This is a genomic window from Micromonospora sp. SD12, assembly GCF_052068495.1.
GTDB lineage: Bacteria > Actinomycetota > Actinomycetes > Mycobacteriales > Micromonosporaceae > Micromonospora > Micromonospora echinofusca.
The window spans coordinates 1-16,641 of sequence record NZ_JBQHDF010000020.1 but is presented as its reverse complement, the minus strand read 5'-3'; the positions used below and the strand labels follow the sequence as shown (position 1 = coordinate 16,641).

The following is a 16,641-nucleotide window of genomic DNA, read 5'->3' as shown; positions in this document are numbered from 1 at the left end:
GTCCCAAGCCGTGCGATCCCTCCCAGGCTCTGCCGCTCCGCTATATTCCGTCCATATCGCCACCGTCCCGGGCCGCGCGGCCCGCCCGACCGGCGCCCCGTCCCACCACCGGCCGCGACCCGGGTGACCCGGCGTCCGCCGGCTCCGGCCCGACCCGCTCGGCCTCGACCTCCACCCGCTGCGACCCGGCCCGCTCGGCGGCCTCCGAGCGCTCCCCCTCGGCAGCCTCGGCCCGCTCCCGCTCGGCCTCCGCGCGCTCCCGCTCGGCGGCCTCGGCCCGTTCCGCCTCGGCCCGGGCCCGACCGCCGAAGCCGAGCACCGCGAGCACCGCGATCACCCCCATCGCCCCACCCACGATCAGCATGGCCGTGGTGATGTCCGTCGAGTCGAGCAGGAAGCCCGCGAACAGCGCCCCGAGGGAGTTGGCCCCCGAGCTGAGCAGCATGACGATCGAGCCGGCCCGCCCGCGCAGGTGGTCGGGCGCGGACTGGAGGACGTACAGCATCCCGGCCACGTTGCTGATCCCGGCGCCATAGTGGATCAGCGCGAAGATCGCGCCGAGGACGACCAGGTCCGGGGCCAGCCCGATGAGCGGCATCAGCACCGCCCAGGCGATGTTGACCCCCATGATGATCCGCCGGATCCCCCAGCGGCTCAGGTAGAAGTTGCTGGTCATCGCGCCGGCCATGCCGAGCACGCTGTTCACCACCAGCAGCATGCCGACCGTGGGTGGCGAGCCGCCCCGGGCCTTGACGATCACCACGAGCCCCAGCCCGAGTACCTGGAACAGGATGTTGCTGGCCGCGAAGAGGCCGAGGGCGCGGCGCAGGTAGAGCTGACCCCAGACGAAGGCGAAGCCCTCGCGCATCCGGGCCAGCAGCCCGCCGGGCTCCTCCGCGCGTGCCTTCGGCGCCTGGAGGTCCCGCCGGACGAACAGCAGGGTGACCATGGAGACCAGGTGCATCAGCACGGCGAAGCCGAACGGCGCCCAGCGGGTCAGCGCGTACAGCAGGGTGCCGGCCGGCTGGCCGAGGATGCTGGCCGCGTTGGCCCGTGACTCGTTGGCCGCCGTGGCGGCGCCGTAGCGCTCGGCCGGGACCACGTTGAACACCGCGGCGCGCTCGGCCAGGGCGTAGCAGATGCCCAGGCTGGCCTCCACGAACGCGACCGCCATCAGGTGCGGCAGCCACACCGCGTCGCGGGCGACCGCGACCGCGACGCTGCCGATCGCGACGATCCGCCCGGCGTTGCAGAGCACCATGGTGCGGCGGCGGTCCCAGCGGTCGACCAACGCGCCGGCCGGCAGCTGGGTGACCAGGTTGGGCAGCAGCGCGGCGAAGGTGACCAGGCTGGCGGCGGTGGCCGAGCCGGTGGACCAGAAGACCAGCAGGGTGTAGCTGATCGACGTGGCCCGGGAGCCCAGCGCCGAGACCCCGGAGCCGACCCAGAGCAGCAGGAAGTCGCGGTTGCCGGTCAGGCGGCCCGGCTGCCGGGACGTGGCCGCCGGGTGCCCGACCGCGCTCACGACGGATGCCCGACGGGGGTGGCCCGACACCAGTCGAGCACGGCCATCGCGCTGTAGAGCTTGTTCTCCGCCTGCTGGAAGGCGATGCTGGCCGGTCCGTCGAGGACCTCGGCGGTCACCTCCTCCCCCCGGTGCGCCGGGAGGTCGTGCATGAAGACCGCGTGCGGGCTGCGCCGCCACAGCTCCCGGTCCACCCGGAACGGGGCGAAGTGCGTCCGCCAGTCGGGGTCGGGCTTGCTGGTGCCGGTGGTCTGCCAGCGGGTGGTGTAGATGGCGTCCAGGTCGCCCGGCAGGTCGTCCATGTGGTGCCGTTCGACGAGGTGGGCGCCGCACCGCTGCGCCTGCTCCCGGGCGAGCGCCGCGATCGGGGCCGGCAGCCCGTACCCCGCCGGGGTGCGCAGTTCCAGCTCGACGCCGGGGAAGCGGGTCAGCGCCAGGGCCAGGGCCGTCGCGGTGTTGTTCGCCTCGCCCAGGTAGAGCAGCCGCAGGTGCTCGATGCGGCCGAAGCGCCGCAGCAGGGTGGTCAGGTCGGCCAGCGCCTGCGTGGGGTGCTCCTCGGCGCTCATCGCGTTGACCACCGCCATCCGGTGCTGCCGCGACCAGTCGCGCATCTCCTGCGGGTCGGCGGCGGTCCGCGCCACCAGCACGTCGAGCATGCCCGACAGCACCCGCCCGGTGTCCGCGCTGGACTCCCCCGTGTTGACCTGGAGGTCGTCCGGCCCGTACTGGATGGTCTTCGCCCCGAGCCGCAGCGCGGCGACGGTGAACGCGGTCCGCGTCCGGGTCGACGTCTTCACGAAGTACGTGCCGACCACCCGGTCGGCCAGCGAGTCGGCGGACTCGCCGGCGGCGAACCTCGCCCCCCGCGCGACGATCGAGTAGAGGTCGTCGTCGGTCAGGTCGCGGACCGACACCAGGTGCCGCACCGGCGCATCGGTGACCGTCGCGGGGACGCTCGTCACGGTCGTCATCACATCTCCTCCGTCAGTGCGGTGTCGGACGCCAGCAGCGACACGACCTCGTGCCCCTGGTCGCCGTTGGTCAGCAGCACCAGCCCGGAGCCGTCGGGCACCCGGCCGGCGGTGAGCGCGTGGTAGCCGGCGACGCGGCCCCGGTGGGTGAACTCCACCCGCGCTCCGGCGGGCCCCTCGACGCGGTCCACCATGCAGCCGAGCCCGAAGATCCCGCCCGGTCCGGCGGTCAGCTGCGCCACGGCCAGCTCCTGGCTCAGCAGGGCCGGGCCACCCCGGTACGCGACGTGGATCTCGCGTACGAGCTGGGCCAGGTCGGTCGCGGTGCTCCACAGACCGGCGGCCGCCAGGTCCGTACGCACCTGCCAGCCGCCCGGCAGCGGCTCGCCCCGCTCGTCGTGCCCCCCGGCCACCGGCCGGCCCGACGTCTCGGGGAAGCTCTGGTCGAAGCTGCTGCCGGTCATCCCCGCCGGCCCGAACACCAGCTCGGCCATCAGGTCGGCGAAGGGCGTCGCGGTGACGTCCTCCATGAGCTGCTGCACCACCACGAAGTGGCTGTTGCGTTCCACCGCGACCTCATCGGGCGCGTCGAGCGCCCGGACCGGGCCGGTGGGCACGCCCCGGCCGCGCAGCACGTCCGACAGGGTCGGTACGGGGCCGCCGCGCGGATGCCCGGTGCTGCCCGTCGGGGTGAGCCCGGCGACGTGGCAGAGCAGCTGCCGCAGGCTCACCGGTCGGTCGGCGGGCAGCTGCCAGCCCTTCAGGTAGGCGTTGACGTCGGTGTCGAGGTGGAGCTGTCCCCGCCCGACCAGGACCAGCGCGCCGACCGCGGTGACGAGCTTGCTCACCGAGCCGACCTGGAACACGGTCGCCGGGGTCACCGGAACGTCGCCGCCGGCCGTGCGGTGCCCGAGGGCGCGGACCTCCACCAGTTCGCCGTCGGCGAGCAGGGCCAGCGACGCGCCGGGCACCCGGTGGGCGGCGAGCAGCGGCTCGACGGGCGGCAGCGCCGCGGCGGCCCGCGCCGCGCCGGAGCGTGAGGTCGGCTCGGCCGTCGCCGGCGCGCCCGGGGCGAGCGAGGCGGCCAGCTCGGCCAGGGTCCGGTCGGCCATCGCCGCCCGCAGCGTCAGCGCGACGCCCGCCTGCCGGGCCGCCGTGACCACCGGCACCACCAGCAGCGAGTGCCCGCCGAGGGCGAAGAACCGGTCGTGCCGGCCCACCCGGTCGATCTCCAGGACCCGGGCCCAGATGTCGGCGATCAGCTCCTCCAGCCCAGGGTGGGGCGGGGTGTGCCCGGCCGCCGAGGCCGGGCCCACCGGGGGCAGCGCCCGGCGGTCGACCTTGCCGTTGGCGTTGAGCGGGATGGCCGGCACCGGGACGAAGACGCTCGGGACCAGCTGGCTGGGCAACCACCGGGCGCAGTGCGCGGCCAGGTCCGGCGCGTCGCCGACGTGGTAGGCCACCAGCCGGGGCCCGCCGGCGCCCGTCGGGTCGACGGTCACCACCGCGTCCCGTACGCCCGGATGCGCGGCCAGCACCGCCTGGACCTCGCCGGGCTCCACGCGGTGGCCGCGGATCTTGACCTGGTCGTCGACCCGGCCGAGCAGGTCGAGCTGCCCGTCGGGCAGCCAGCGGCCGAGGTCGCCGGTGCGGTACAGCCGCCCGCCGTGCGCGTCGAACGGGTCGGGCACGAACCGGTCGGCGGTCAGCTCCGGCCGGCCGGCGTAGCCGCGGGCGAGACCGGGGCCGCCGAGGTGGACGTGGCCGATGACGCCCACCGGCACCGGTTGCAGGTCGGCGTCGAGGACGTACGTGCGCATCCCGCCCAGCGGCCGGCCGATCGGGGCCACGTCGCCCGCCAGCGGCCCGGTGACCGGGTACCGGCTGACCGCCACGGTCGCCTCCGTCGGCCCGTACTCGTTGAGCAGCACGGTGTCCGGCGCGAGGGCGTGCCAGCGGTCGCAGACCTGCCGGGTCAGCGCCTCGCCGCCCAGCACCAGCAGCGGGGTCAGGGCCGCCGCCTGCGCCGCGTCGAGCTGGCGGGTCAGCAGGTCGAGATGGCCGGGGGTCAGCTTGACGAAGCTGAACGGGCCGGCCTCGGCCAGTCGCGGGCCCAGCTCGTCGAGGCCGGCGTCGGGCGGCAGCAGCCACAGCCGCTGCCCGGTGGCCAGCGGCGCCCAGATGCTGGTCACCACCATGTCGTACGCGACCGACGAGAAGAGCGCGGCGCCGCCGGTGCGGTCGGCGACCAGCTCCCCCGCCACCCAGCCGAGGTAGTTGGCGAGGCTGCGGTGGCTGATCTGCACCCCGTTCGGCCGGCCGGTGGAGCCGGAGGTGAAGATGACGTACGCGAGGTGATCCGGGTCGGGCGGGCCGGCCGGCGCCTCGGCGGGCAGCGCGGCGATCCGCTCGGCGTCGCGGTCGAGCAGCACCAGCTCCACGCCGGTGAACCGGTCGGCGTGCCCGGTCGAGGTCACCACCACCGTCGCCCCGGCGTCGGCGAGCATCGCGGCGACCCGCTCGGCCGGGTGCGCCGGGTCGATCGGCAGGTACGCGCCGCCGGCCCGCCACACCCCGAGCAGGGCGGCGACGAGGTCGACCCCCCGCTCCAGCAGCACCCCGACGACCCGCTCCGGGCCGACCCCCGTCCCCCGCAGGTGGTGGCCGATGCGGTTGGCCGCCGCGTCCAGCTCCGCGTACGTCGTGGCGTCGACGGCCGCCGCGTCGGGCGTCGCCGCGGCCCACGCCGCCACCCGCTGCGGCACCAGCTCCGTGCCGCCCGGGGCGGCCGAGGCGCTCCAGCCCACCAGCACGTCGTGCCGTTCCCCGGCGGGCAGGTACGCCTGCCGGGGGTCGCCGTCGGGGTCGGCCACCATGGCCTCCAGCACCAGCCGGTACATGCCGGCCAGCCGCGCCGCGTCCGCCCGGCCCATGGCGTGGCTGTCGGTGCTCAGCTCGATCCGGCCGGCGCCCGCCGCGACGGCGAGCGCGAACTCCGAGGTGCTCGCGCCGATGCGCGCCACGGGCGCGGTGCGCCCGCCGTCGACCTCGGTGAAGTCGAGGTAGCTGAAGTAGACGTCGGTGAGGCGCGCGCCGGTGCCGGGGGTACGGATGGCCGGCGCCGGGTAGCGCCGGTGCGGCCACAGGTCGGCCTCGCGGGCGTGCACCCGCTGCACGAGGTCCCGCCAGCTCGCCGCCCGCCGGTCGTGCGGGAACGGCAGGGTGTTCAGCGACATGGCGTAGACCCGCTCGCTGCCCACCACGTCGGGGCGGGTGTTGCAGACCAGTCCGCTGTAGAAGGTCGGCTCGTCGGTGAGCTGGCTGAGCACCTTCAGGTGCGCGGCGTGCAGCACCGCCTTGAGCGACACCCTGGCCGCCGAGGCCAGGGCCCGCAGCCGCGGCTCCAGGTCCGCGTAGGACACCACCTCGGTGTACGGCTCCCGCCCGGCCGGCGCGGTCGGCGCCCACGCGGCGGGGAGCCGGAACCTCGGGTGCCGCTCGATGACGTCCTGCCAGTACCGCCGGTCGGTCTCCGAGGCCAGGGCGCGCAGCTCGCCGGCGACGAAGTCGGCGAACCGCACCCCGGGCGGGGCGTGGTCGGTGTCGGGGCCGGCGCCCGCGCGCCGCGCGCGGTAGCGGTCCAGGATCTCCATCACCAGGGCGTGCAGGCTCCAGCCCTCGATGATCACGTGGCAGATGGTGAGCACCAGCCGCCAGCTCCGGTCGGTCTCCAGGCACACGGTGAACCGCAGCAGCGGCGCCCGCTCGACGTCGAACAGCTCCTGGTACTCCTCGCCGACGAGCCGGCGCACCCGGGCCACCCGGTCCGCCTCGGCCAGCCCGCGCAGGTCCCGCGTGCCGATCGGGACGTCCACCGTGCGGTGCACGAGCTGCATGGGCACCGAGTAGCCGGTCGTGTCCACCGAGGTACGCAGCACGTCGTGGCGGGCCACCACCTCGTCGACGGCGGCCCGCAGCGTCGCCAGGTCGAACGGCTCGTCGTCGGGGACGAGGAACGAGGCGACGTTGTGGTAGTGGTTCTGGCCGTTGTCGGCCAGCATCTCCAGCAGCATCCCCAGCTGCACCCGCGACAGCGGGTACGCGTCGTCCAGCCCGGCCGGCAGCAGCGGCAGGTCGGCGGGGGCGACCAGCTCGAAGGGCTCGACGGGGCGTTCGGTCGGCGCCGGCGCGTCCCGGCTCGCCAGCACCTCGCAGAGCGCCCGTACGGTCGGGTGCCGGAAGATGTCCGCGACCGTCACGTCCAGCCCGGCGGCGCGCATCGTGCCGGCCAGCACCAGCGCCGTGATGGAGTGCCCGCCGAGGTCGAAGAAGCCGTCGGCGACGCCGACCGCCGGCAGGCCCAGCACCTCGGCCCAGACGGCGGCCACCCGCTCCTCCAGCGGCCCCGCCGGGGCCACGAAGTCCCGGCCCGGCAGCGCCACGCCGGTGGGCGCGGGCAGCGCCCGCCGGTCCAGCTTGCCGCTGTTGTTGCGCGGCAGCTGGTCGAGCAGCACGAACGCCGACGGGACCATGTACTCCGGCAGGGCGCGCGCCAGCGCGGCACGCAGCGAGGCGACCTCCGGCGCGGGCCCGTCGCCGGCCACCAGGTACGCGGTCAGCCGGGGGTCGGCCGGATCGTCGGCGCGGAGCACGACGACCGCCTCCGCGACGCCGGGCAGCGCGGTCAGCGCCGCCTCGATCTCGCCCGGCTCGATCCGGTAGCCCCGCAGCTTCACCTGGTCGTCGAGGCGGCCGAGGAACTCCACGCTGCCGTCGGGCAGCCGGGTGGCCAGGTCGCCGGTGCGGTACATCCGGCTGCCGGGCGGGCCGTACGGGTCGGGCAGGAAGCGCCGGGCGGTCAGCTCGGGCTGGTTGAGGTAGCCGCGGGCCACCCCGTGCCCGGCCAGGTACACCTCGCCGGGCACCCCGATGGGAGCCGGGTGGCCGTACTGGTCGAGCACGTACATCCGCACGCCGGACAGCGGCCGGCCGATCCGGCTGCCCACCCCGGGCGCGAGATCGGCGCGGGTGATCCGGTGGTAGGTGGAGTAGACGGTGGTCTCGGTGATCCCGTACATGTTGACCAGGGCGGTGCGGGCCAGGCCGAGGCGGGCGGCCCACGGCGCGAGGTCGGCGAAGTCGAGCTTCTCCCCCGCGACGACCACCGCGCGCAGCGACAGGTCCCGGATCCCCGGGGCGTCCTCGGCGGCCAGCCGGACCAGCCCGCGCAGCGCCGTCGGGGTCTGCGCCAGCATGGTGACGCGCTGGCTCACCAGCAGGTCCAGCAGGTCCTGCGGCACCCGGGCCACCTCGCGGGGCACCAGCACCAGTCGGCTGCCGTGCAGCAGCGCCCCCCACAGCTCCCAGACGGAGACGTCGAAGGCGTACGAGTGGAACAGCGCCCACACGTCGGTCTCGTCCACCGCGTAGTGCTCCTGCGCGGCGTCGAGCAGGCGCAGCACGTTGGCGTCGCTCACGCAGACGCCCTTGGGTCGGCCGGTGGAGCCGGAGGTGTAGATGACGTAGAGCAGGTCGTCCGGGTCGCGGGCGACGCCCGGATCGGTCTCCGGCTGCCCGGCCAGGTCGCCGGCGTCCAGCAGCACCCGTCGCCCGTCGAAGCCGGCGAGCAGCTCCGCCTGCGCGGAGGTGGTCACCACGGTCCGCACCCCGGCGTCGGCCAGCATGTGGCCGATCCGCTCGGCGGGCTGGGCGGGGTCCAGCGGCAGGTACGCGGCCCCCGCCTTCAGCACGCCGAGCAGCGCGGGCACCAGGTCGGCGTCCCGGTCGAGGCAGACCCCGACGACGGTCTCCCGGCCGGCCCCGGCCGCGCGCAGGTGGTGCGCCAGCCGGTTCGCGGCGGCGTCGACCTGGGCGTACGTCAGCTCGACGGCGCCGGCCACCACCGCCACGGCCTGCGGGTCGCGGGCCAACTGGGCCTGGAACAGCTCGACCACGGTGCCGGTGACCGCTTCCTCCGCGCCCGGTTCGGTGACGCCGAGCAGGCGGTCCCGCTCGCCCCCGGGCACGCAGACGGCCTGGCAGTCGCCGTCGGGGTCGGCGACCATCGCCTCCAGCACCGCCCGGTACATGCCGGCGATCCGGTCCAGGTTGGCCTGGCTGACCAGGCAAGCCCGGGCGGAGAGCGCGTAGCGGCCCCGCTGCGCGAAGCAGGACAGGTCGAACTCGGTGGCGCCCTCGCCGGCGCTGCCGGTGACCACCGGCCCGGTCCCGTCGCCGCCGTGCGTCGCGCGGCTGAAGTCCTGGTAGTTGAACAGGACGTGCAGCAGGCGGTGGCCGGCCTCGCGTTGCATCTCGGCCAGCGGGAAGCGCCGGTGCGGCCAGAGCGCGACCTCCGTGTCGAACACGGCGGTGACGAGGTCCCGCCAGGTGCGGGCGGAACGGTCGTACGCGAACGGCACCGTGTTGAGGTACATGCCCTGCACCTCGTCGGCGCCGAGCACCTCGGGCCGGGCGTCGCAGACGAGGCCGGCGTGGAAGCCCGGCTCGCCGGTGAGCTGGGCGAGCACCTTCAGGTGCGCGGCGTGCAGCACCGCCTTCACCGACACGTCGGTGTCGCGGGCCAGGGCCCGCAGCGCCTCGTCCAGGTCGGTGAAGTCCACCGTGGCGTCGACCGTGGCGTCGGGCGCGTCCGGCTCGCCCCAGCCGGCGGGCAGGGTGAACGGGGCGCGCCCGTCCCACACCGACCGCCAGTGCTCCCGGTGGGCGCTCGACTCCAGCGCGGCGAGCTCGGCGGCGATGAAGTCGGCGTAGCGCACCGCCGGCGACGGCACCGGGCGCGGGGTGCGGCCGTCGACCAGCTCGGCGTACGCGTCGAGCACCTCGGCGACCAGTCGCGCGCTGCTCCAGCCCTCGGTGACGACGTGGCTGATGGTGAACGTGAACCACCAGCTCTCGTCGCTGTCCAGGTGCGCCGTGACGCGCAGCAGCGGCGCGGTGGAGACGTCGAACGGGCGGGCCCGCTCGGCGGCGATGAACTCCGCGAAGAGCGCGGCGTGCCGCTGCGCCGGCACGCCCCGGCCGTCCTCGACGCGCACGTCGGGCTCGGCGTGGGCGTGCACGAGCTGCATCGGCGTCGAGTAGCCGACCAAATCGAACGACGTACGCAGGATCTCGTGCCGGGCCACCACCGCCCGCACCGCGCCGCGTAGCGCCTCGGCGTCGAACGGCCGCCCGTCGCGGACCTGGTGGGCCAGCACGCTGTGGTAGACCGCGCGGTCGCCGCTGACGGCCGACTCCACCAGCATGCCGAGCTGGGTGCGCGACGCCGGGTAGGCGTCGACCAGCCCGCCGGGCAGCCGGGCCCGGTCGGCGGCGCCGATCAGCGCGTACGGCGCGACCGGGCGGAACTCGTCGGTGTCGGCGTCGCCCAGCGCGGCGGCCAGCCGGCGGACGGTGCGGTGCGCGAAGACGTCCCGCACGCTGGTGCGGTGCCCGGCGGCGCGCAGCGTGCCGACCAGGGTCACCGCGAGCATCGAGTCGCCGCCGAGGTCGAAGAAGCTGTCGGTGACGCCGACGCGGGCGACGCCGAGCACCCGCGCCCAGATCCCGGCGATCTCCTCCTCCACGTCGCCGGTCGGCGCCTGGTAGGCCCCGGTGGCGTACGCGCCGGTGTCGGGGGCGGGGAGCTGCCGCCGGTCGACCTTGCCGTTCGGGTCCTTCGGGATCGCGTCGAGGGTGACGTACGCGGCCGGCACCATCGCCTCGGGCAGTGCGGCGAGCAGCCGCTCCCGCAGCCGGACCGGTTCAGGTGCGTCGCCGGGGGTCGGCAGCACGTACCCGACGAGGGTGCGCCGGCCGTCGTGCTCGCGGACGGCGGCGACCGCGTCGGCCACGCCGGGGCAGGCCCGCAGGGCCGTCTCGATCTCGCCCAGTTCGATGCGTACGCCGTGCAGCTTGACCTGCGAGTCGAGCCGGCCGAGGAAGTCGACGGTGCCGTCGGGCCGCCACGCCGCCGCGTCCCCGGTGCGGTAGAGCCGCGACCCGGGCGGGCCGTACGGGTCCGGCACGAACCTCTCGGCGGTCAGCCCCGGCCGACCCAGGTAGCCCCGGGCCAGCCCCGCCCCGCCGACGCACAGCTCGCCGGGCACGCCCAGCGGCACGAGGTCCAGCCGCTGGTCGAGGACGTACAGCCGCAGGTTGGGGTGGGGCGTGCCGAGCGGCACCCGGGACAGCCCGGCCAGGGCGTCGACGGTGCACGCCCAGCTGCTCACGTCGACGGTGGCCTCGGCGGGCCCGTACGTGTTGTGCAGCTCGCAGCCGGGCAGCGCGGCCAGGAACGCCCGCGCCACGTCGACGGCGATCTCCTCACCGCCGACGGCCACCGAGCGCAGCGACCGGCACCCGGCCAGCCCCTCGGCGAGCAGCGCCGGCAGCATCGACGGTACGAAATGGACGGTGCTGACGCCCTCGCGGGTCATCAGCTCGCACAGGTACGCGGGGTCGCGGTGCCCGCCGGGGCGGGCCACCACGATGCGGGCGCCCGCCGACAGGGCCGCGTAGACCTCGGCCGGCGAGACGTCGAAGCCGATCTCGGTCTTCTGGAGCACGACGGCGTCGGCGTCCAGCCGGTAGACCCGCGCGCCGACGTGGTCGGTGCGGTTGACCAGGGCCCGGTGCGACAGCAGGGAGCCCTTGGGCCGGCCGGTGGAGCCGGAGGTGTAGATGACGACGCTGCCGTTGTCGGGGTCGGTGAGCGGCTCCGGGTCGGTCGGCGGCCGGTCGGCCCAGGCGTCCGGGTCGTCCAGCAGCACCACGGTGGCGTCGACCGGCGGCAGTTGCGCCCGCAGCTCGGCGGTGGTGAGCAGCACCGGGGCCGCCGCGTCGGTGAGCATGAACGCCAACCGCTCCGCCGGGTACGACGGATCCAACGGCAGGTACACCCCACCCGCCTTGTGCACCGCCAGCATCCCCACGACCTGCTCCACCGACCGGTGCGCACACACCCCGACCAGCACCTCCGGCCCCACCCCCAGCTCGCGCAGGTGATGCGCCAACCGGTTCGCCCGGCCGTTGAGCTGCCCGTACGAGAACGACACGCCCTCGGCCGTGATCGCCACGGCGTCCGGCCGCCGCGCGGCCTGCGCCTCGAACGCCGCCGGCACGTACCCGCCGACCTCGACCGTGCGGCCCGGGGTGAACCGGGCGAGCTCCGCCCGCTCCCCCGCCGGCAGGCGGGGCGCCGTCGCGTCCCCGTCCGGGTCGGCCGCCATGGCCGTCAGCACCTCGCGGAACATCGCCCCGATCCGCACCAGGGCGGCCGGGTCGGCGCTCCGGCTGTCGCTGACCAGGCGGATGGTCCCGCCGCCCGCCCCGACCGACAGGCCGAACTCGGTGGCCCCGGGCCCACCGACCTCGACGAGGTCGGTGGCGGCGCCGTCGGGCGTCCCGGCCGTGCCGCCGCCGTCGTGCCGGGTCTCCACGTAGCCGAAGACGACGTCGATCGGGCGGGACCCGGCGTCGGCCAGCCGCGCCACGGCCGGCAGCGGGTAGCGCCGGTGCGGCCACAGCTCCACCTCGCGGTCGAAGACCGACCGCACCAGCTCCCGCCAGGTGCCCGCGCTCCGGGCGTGCGGGAACGGCAGCACGTTGATGTACATGCCGTGCACCCGCTCCGCGCCCCGCACCTCGGGGCGCGCGTCGCACACCAGGCCGGTGTAGAACGCGGGCTCGGTGGTGAGCTGGCTCATCACCTTCAGGTGCGCGGCGTGCAGCACCGCCTTGACCGAGGTGCCGGTGTCGCTGGCGAGGCGGCGCAGGGCGGCGTCCAGGTCGTGCACGTCCACGGTGTACCGGCAGACCGTCGCGCCGGACCGGTCGCCGAAGGAGTCGGGCAGCGTCAGCTTCGGCCGGCCGGTCACCACCGCCCGCCAGTGCGCGGCGGTCTCCGGCGAGCGCAGCGCCGCCAGCTCGCCGGCGACGTGGTCGGCGTACCGGACGGCGGGCGGCTCGTCCTGCTTCGGCGCCTCGCCGTGGCTGCGCCGGGCGTACTCGCCGAGCAGCTCGGCGAGCAGGGCGTTGAGGTCCCAGCCGCCGGTGACCAGGTGGCTCACCGCGATGGTCAGCCACCAGGCCCCGGCGCCGTCGGCGTGCGCGGCGACCCGCAGCAGCGGGGCGTCCGAGTCCAGGTCGAAGGGGGTACGCCGCTCGGCGGCCAGGTGCTCGGAGTGACCCGCGGCCGGGTGCACGGCGACCGGCACGGCGACGCTCGCGCGCACCAGCTGCATCGGCACCGAGTAGCCGGTCAGGTCGACCGAGGTGCGCAGCGTCTCGTGCCGGGCGACCAGCGCGTCGACCGTCGCCCGCAGCGCGTCGGCGTCGAACGGGCGCCCGTCGTCGACCCGGATCGACTGCACGACGTGGTACAGCGACCTCTCCGGGTCCTTCTGGATCTCCACGGCCATGCCGACCTGCGCCTGCGTCGCCGGGTACGCGTCGACCAGCCCGGCCGGCAGGGCGGCCCGGTCGGCGACGTCGATCAGCGCGTACGGCTCGACGGGGCGAAAGGCCCCCTCCTTGGCGGTGTCGGCCTCGGCGAGGGCGGTGACCAGGCGGCGGATCGTGCGGTGCGCGAAGATGTCCCGCACGGTGACGTCGTGGCCGGCGGCGCGCAGCGACCCGACCAGGGTCACGGCCGTCATCGAGTCGCCGCCCAGGTCGAAGAAGCTCTCGGTGACGCTGACCCGGTCGAGGTCGAGCACCCACGACCAGACACCGGCCATCGCCGACTCCACCGGGCCGTTGGGCCGCTCGTAGCGTCCCCGGGCGTAGGACTTCGCGTCCGGCGCCGGCAGTTGCCGCCGGTCGACCTTGCCGTGCGGGTCCACGGGCACGGCGTCGACGGTGACGTAGGCGGCCGGGACCATGGCCTCCGGCAGCTCGGTGAGCAGCCGCTCCCGCAGCTCGCCGGGGGTGGGCGCGGAGCCGTCGTCGGTGACGAGGTAGCCGACCAGGGTGCGCCGACCGTCCTGCTCGCGGACGGCGGCGACCGCGTCGGTCACCCCGGGGCAGGCCCGCAGAGCCGTCTCGATCTCGCCCAGTTCGATGCGTACGCCGTGCAGCTTGACCTGCGAGTCGATGCGGCCGAGGAAGTCGACGGTGCCGTCGGGCCGCCACGCCGCCGCGTCCCCGGTGCGGTAGAGCCGCGACCCGGGCGGGCCGTACGGGTCCGGCACGAAGCGCTGCGCGGTGGCGCCCGGCGCCCCGAGGTAGCCCCGGGCCAGCCCGAGTCCGCCGATGCACAGCTCGCCGCGCACCCCGACCGGCACGGGTTGCAGGTGCTCGTCGAGCACCCGGACGGTGAGGTTGGTGAACGGGGTGCCGAGCGGCACCCGGGACAGCCCGCGCAGGGCGTCGGTGGTGCAGAGCCAGCTCGTGACGTCGACGGTGGTCTCGGCCGGCCCGTACGTGTTGTATAGCTCGCAGCCGGGCAGCGCGGCCAGGAACGCCCGCGCCACGTCGACGGCGATCTCCTCGCCGCCGACGGCCACCGACCGCAGCGACCGGCAGCCGCCGATCCCCTCGGCGAGCAGCGCCGACAGCATGCTCGGCACCAGTTCGACGGCGGTGACCCCCTCGCGGACGATGAGGTCCCGCAGGTACGCGGGGTCGCGGTGCCCGCCGGGGCGGGCCACCACGATCCGGGCACCCGCCGACAGGGCCGCGTAGACCTCGGCCGGCGAGACGTCGAAGCCGATCTCGGTCTTCTGGAGCAGCACCGCCCGCTCGTCGAGGCGGTTGATCCGCCGGCCGGCGTGCGCCGAGCGGTTGACCAGGGCCCGGTGCGGCACGAGGACGCCCTTGGGCTGGCCGGTCGAGCCGGAGGTGTAGATGACGTAGCAGCCGCTGTCGGCGTGGGTGAGCGGCCCGGGGTCGGTGGCCGGCTGGCCCGCCCAGGCGTCCGGGCCGTCCAGCAGCACGGTGACCGCCTCGGCCGCCGGGAGCTGGCCACGCAGCTCGGCGGTGGTGAGCAGCACCGGGGCCGCCGCGTCGGTGAGCATGAACGCCAACCGCTCCGCCGGGTACGACGGATCCAACGGCAGGTACACCCCACCCGCCTTGTGCACCGCCAGCATCCCCACGACCTGCTCCACCGACCGGTGCGCACACACCCCGACCAGCACCTCCGGCCCCACCCCCAGCTCGCGCAGGTGATGCGCCAACCGGTTCGCCCGGCCGTTGAGCTGCCCGTACGAGAACGACACGCCCTCGGCCGTGATCGCCACGGCGTCCGGCCGCCGCGCCGCCTGCGCCTCGAACGCCGCCGGGGCGTACCCGCCGACCTCGGCGGTGTCGCCGGCCGACCAGCGCTCGATCTCGTCGCGCTCCGTCGTCGGCAGCCGGACGGCGATCGCGTCGCCGTCGGGGTCGGCCACCATGGCCGTCAGCACCTCACGGAACATCGCCCCCACCCGGGCCAGCGCGGCGGGGCCGAAGGCGTGGCTGTCGCCGACCAGGTCGAGGAAGCCGCCGGCGGCGGTCACCTGGAGGGCGAACTCGGTGCCGCCCTCCCCGGCGATGGCCTCGAAGTCGACGGACTCGTCGGCGACCGCCCCGGCGCGGCGGAACTCGGTGTAGTCGAAGACGACGTCGATCGGGCGGGACCCGGCGCCGGCCATCCGCTGCACCGCCGGCAGCGGGTAGCGCCGGTGCGGCCACAGCTCCACCTCGCGGTCGAAGACCGACCGCACCAGCTCCCGCCACGTGCCCGCGCCCCGGGCGTACGCGAACGGCAGCACGTTGATGTACATCCCGTGCACCCGCTCCGCGCCCCGCACCTCCGGGCGGGCGTCGCACACCAGGCCGGTGTAGAACCGCCCCTGGTCGGTGAGCTGGCTCATCACCTTCAGGTGCGCGGCGTGCAGCACCGACTTGGGCGACACGTCGAGGGTCGACGCGAGCGCGCGCAGCTTCGGCTCCAGGTCCTGGTAGCTGACCCGGGTGCGCAGGCTCTCCCGCGGCCCGTCGGTGCGGCCCCAGCCGTCCGGCATGGTGAAGCCGGCGTACGCGTCGACGACGCCCCGCCAGTACGCCTCGTCCTCGCCGCCCCTGAGCGCGGCCAGTTCGGCGGCGACGAAGTCGGCGTAGCGGACGGCGGTGGGCTCCGGCGACTCGGGCACCATGCCGGCGCTGCGCCGCTCGTAGCAGCCGATCAGCTCGACCAGGAGGGTGTTCAGGTCCCAGCCGCCGGTGACGAGGTGGCTGACGGCGACGGTGAGCCACCAGCCCCGCTCGTCGGTGCGGTGCGCGGCGACGCGCAGCAGCGGCGCCGGCTGGTCCAGCTCGAAGGGCCGGGCCCGCTCCGCGTCCACGTACGCCCGCAGCCGCGCCTCGACGTCGTCGCCGGTCAGCTCCGTCACCCGTACCTCGACGGGCGCCTCGGCGTGCACGAGCTGCATCGGCACCGAGAAGCCGGTGAGGTCGAACGAGGTGCGCAGCGTCTCGTGGCGGCCGACCACGTCCCGTACGGCGGCCCGCAGCGCGTCGACCGAGAACGGCCGGCCACTGTGCACCCGGAAGCAGCGGACGATGTGGTACAGCGACTTGCCGGGGTCCTTCTGGATCTCCACGGCCATGCCGACCTGCGCCTGCACGGCCGGGTAGGCGTCCACGAGGCCGGCGGGCAGGGCGGCCCGGTCGGCGTCGGTCAGCAGGGCGAAGGGCGCGACGGCCTGGAAGGCCGGCGCCGCCGGGGCGGCGTCCTTGGCGCCGAGGTGCCCGGCGAGGGCGGCGACCGTGCGGTGCACGAAGACGTCCCGGACGGCCACCCCGAAGCCGGCCGCCCGCAGCGCGCCGACCAGTGCGACCGCGCGCAGCGAGTCGCCGCCGAGGTCGAAGAAGCTGTCCTGGGTGCTGACCTGCTCCAGGTTGAGCACCCGGCCCCAGATGCCGGCCAACTGCGCCTCCAGCTCGGTGGCGGGGGCGACGTGGGCGCGTTCGACCGGCACGGCGGCCTCCCAGAGGGCGGCCCGGTCGACCTTGCCGTTGGCGTTGAGCGGGATCGCCTCCACGGCCACGAACTCGGCCGGGATCATGTACTCCGGCAGCTGCTCCGCGCACCGCTGCCGGACCCGGTCCAGCAGGCCCGGCGTCGCCGACGCGGCCGGGCGGTAGAACGCCACCAGCCGG

Annotated in this window: 3 protein-coding genes; all 3 read right to left on the bottom strand. The window is 75.6% G+C overall.

What is annotated here, in order from left to right:
• Positions 1 to 40: 40 nt before the first annotated feature.
• The 3 genes from ACTMS2_RS25750 to ACTMS2_RS25740 are packed head-to-tail and all read right to left on the bottom strand — an operon-like array spanning position 41 to position 16,634.
• A complete protein-coding gene (locus tag ACTMS2_RS25750) occupies positions 41 to 1,525 on the bottom strand; it encodes an MFS transporter (RefSeq protein WP_441177715.1) in 1,485 nt (494 codons plus the stop codon).
• Positions 1,522 to 2,496, bottom strand: coding sequence for an ornithine carbamoyltransferase (locus ACTMS2_RS25745; protein ID WP_441177714.1), 975 nt, complete (start codon positions 2,494 to 2,496; stop codon positions 1,522 to 1,524). Before ACTMS2_RS25745 ends, ACTMS2_RS25750 begins: the two co-directional genes overlap by 4 nt.
• Positions 2,496 to 16,634, bottom strand: coding sequence for an amino acid adenylation domain-containing protein (locus tag ACTMS2_RS25740; RefSeq protein ID WP_441177713.1), 14,139 nt, complete (start codon positions 16,632 to 16,634; stop codon positions 2,496 to 2,498). The genes ACTMS2_RS25745 and ACTMS2_RS25740 overlap by 1 nt, the downstream gene beginning before the upstream one ends.
• Positions 16,635 to 16,641: the final 7 nt, after the last annotated feature.

What these genes read in the sequence shown, in the direction of transcription:
- ACTMS2_RS25745 (WP_441177714.1), bottom strand. Translation starts at nt 2,496, where the DNA reads ATGACGACCGTGACGAGCGTCCCCGCGACGGTCACCGATGCGCCGGTG.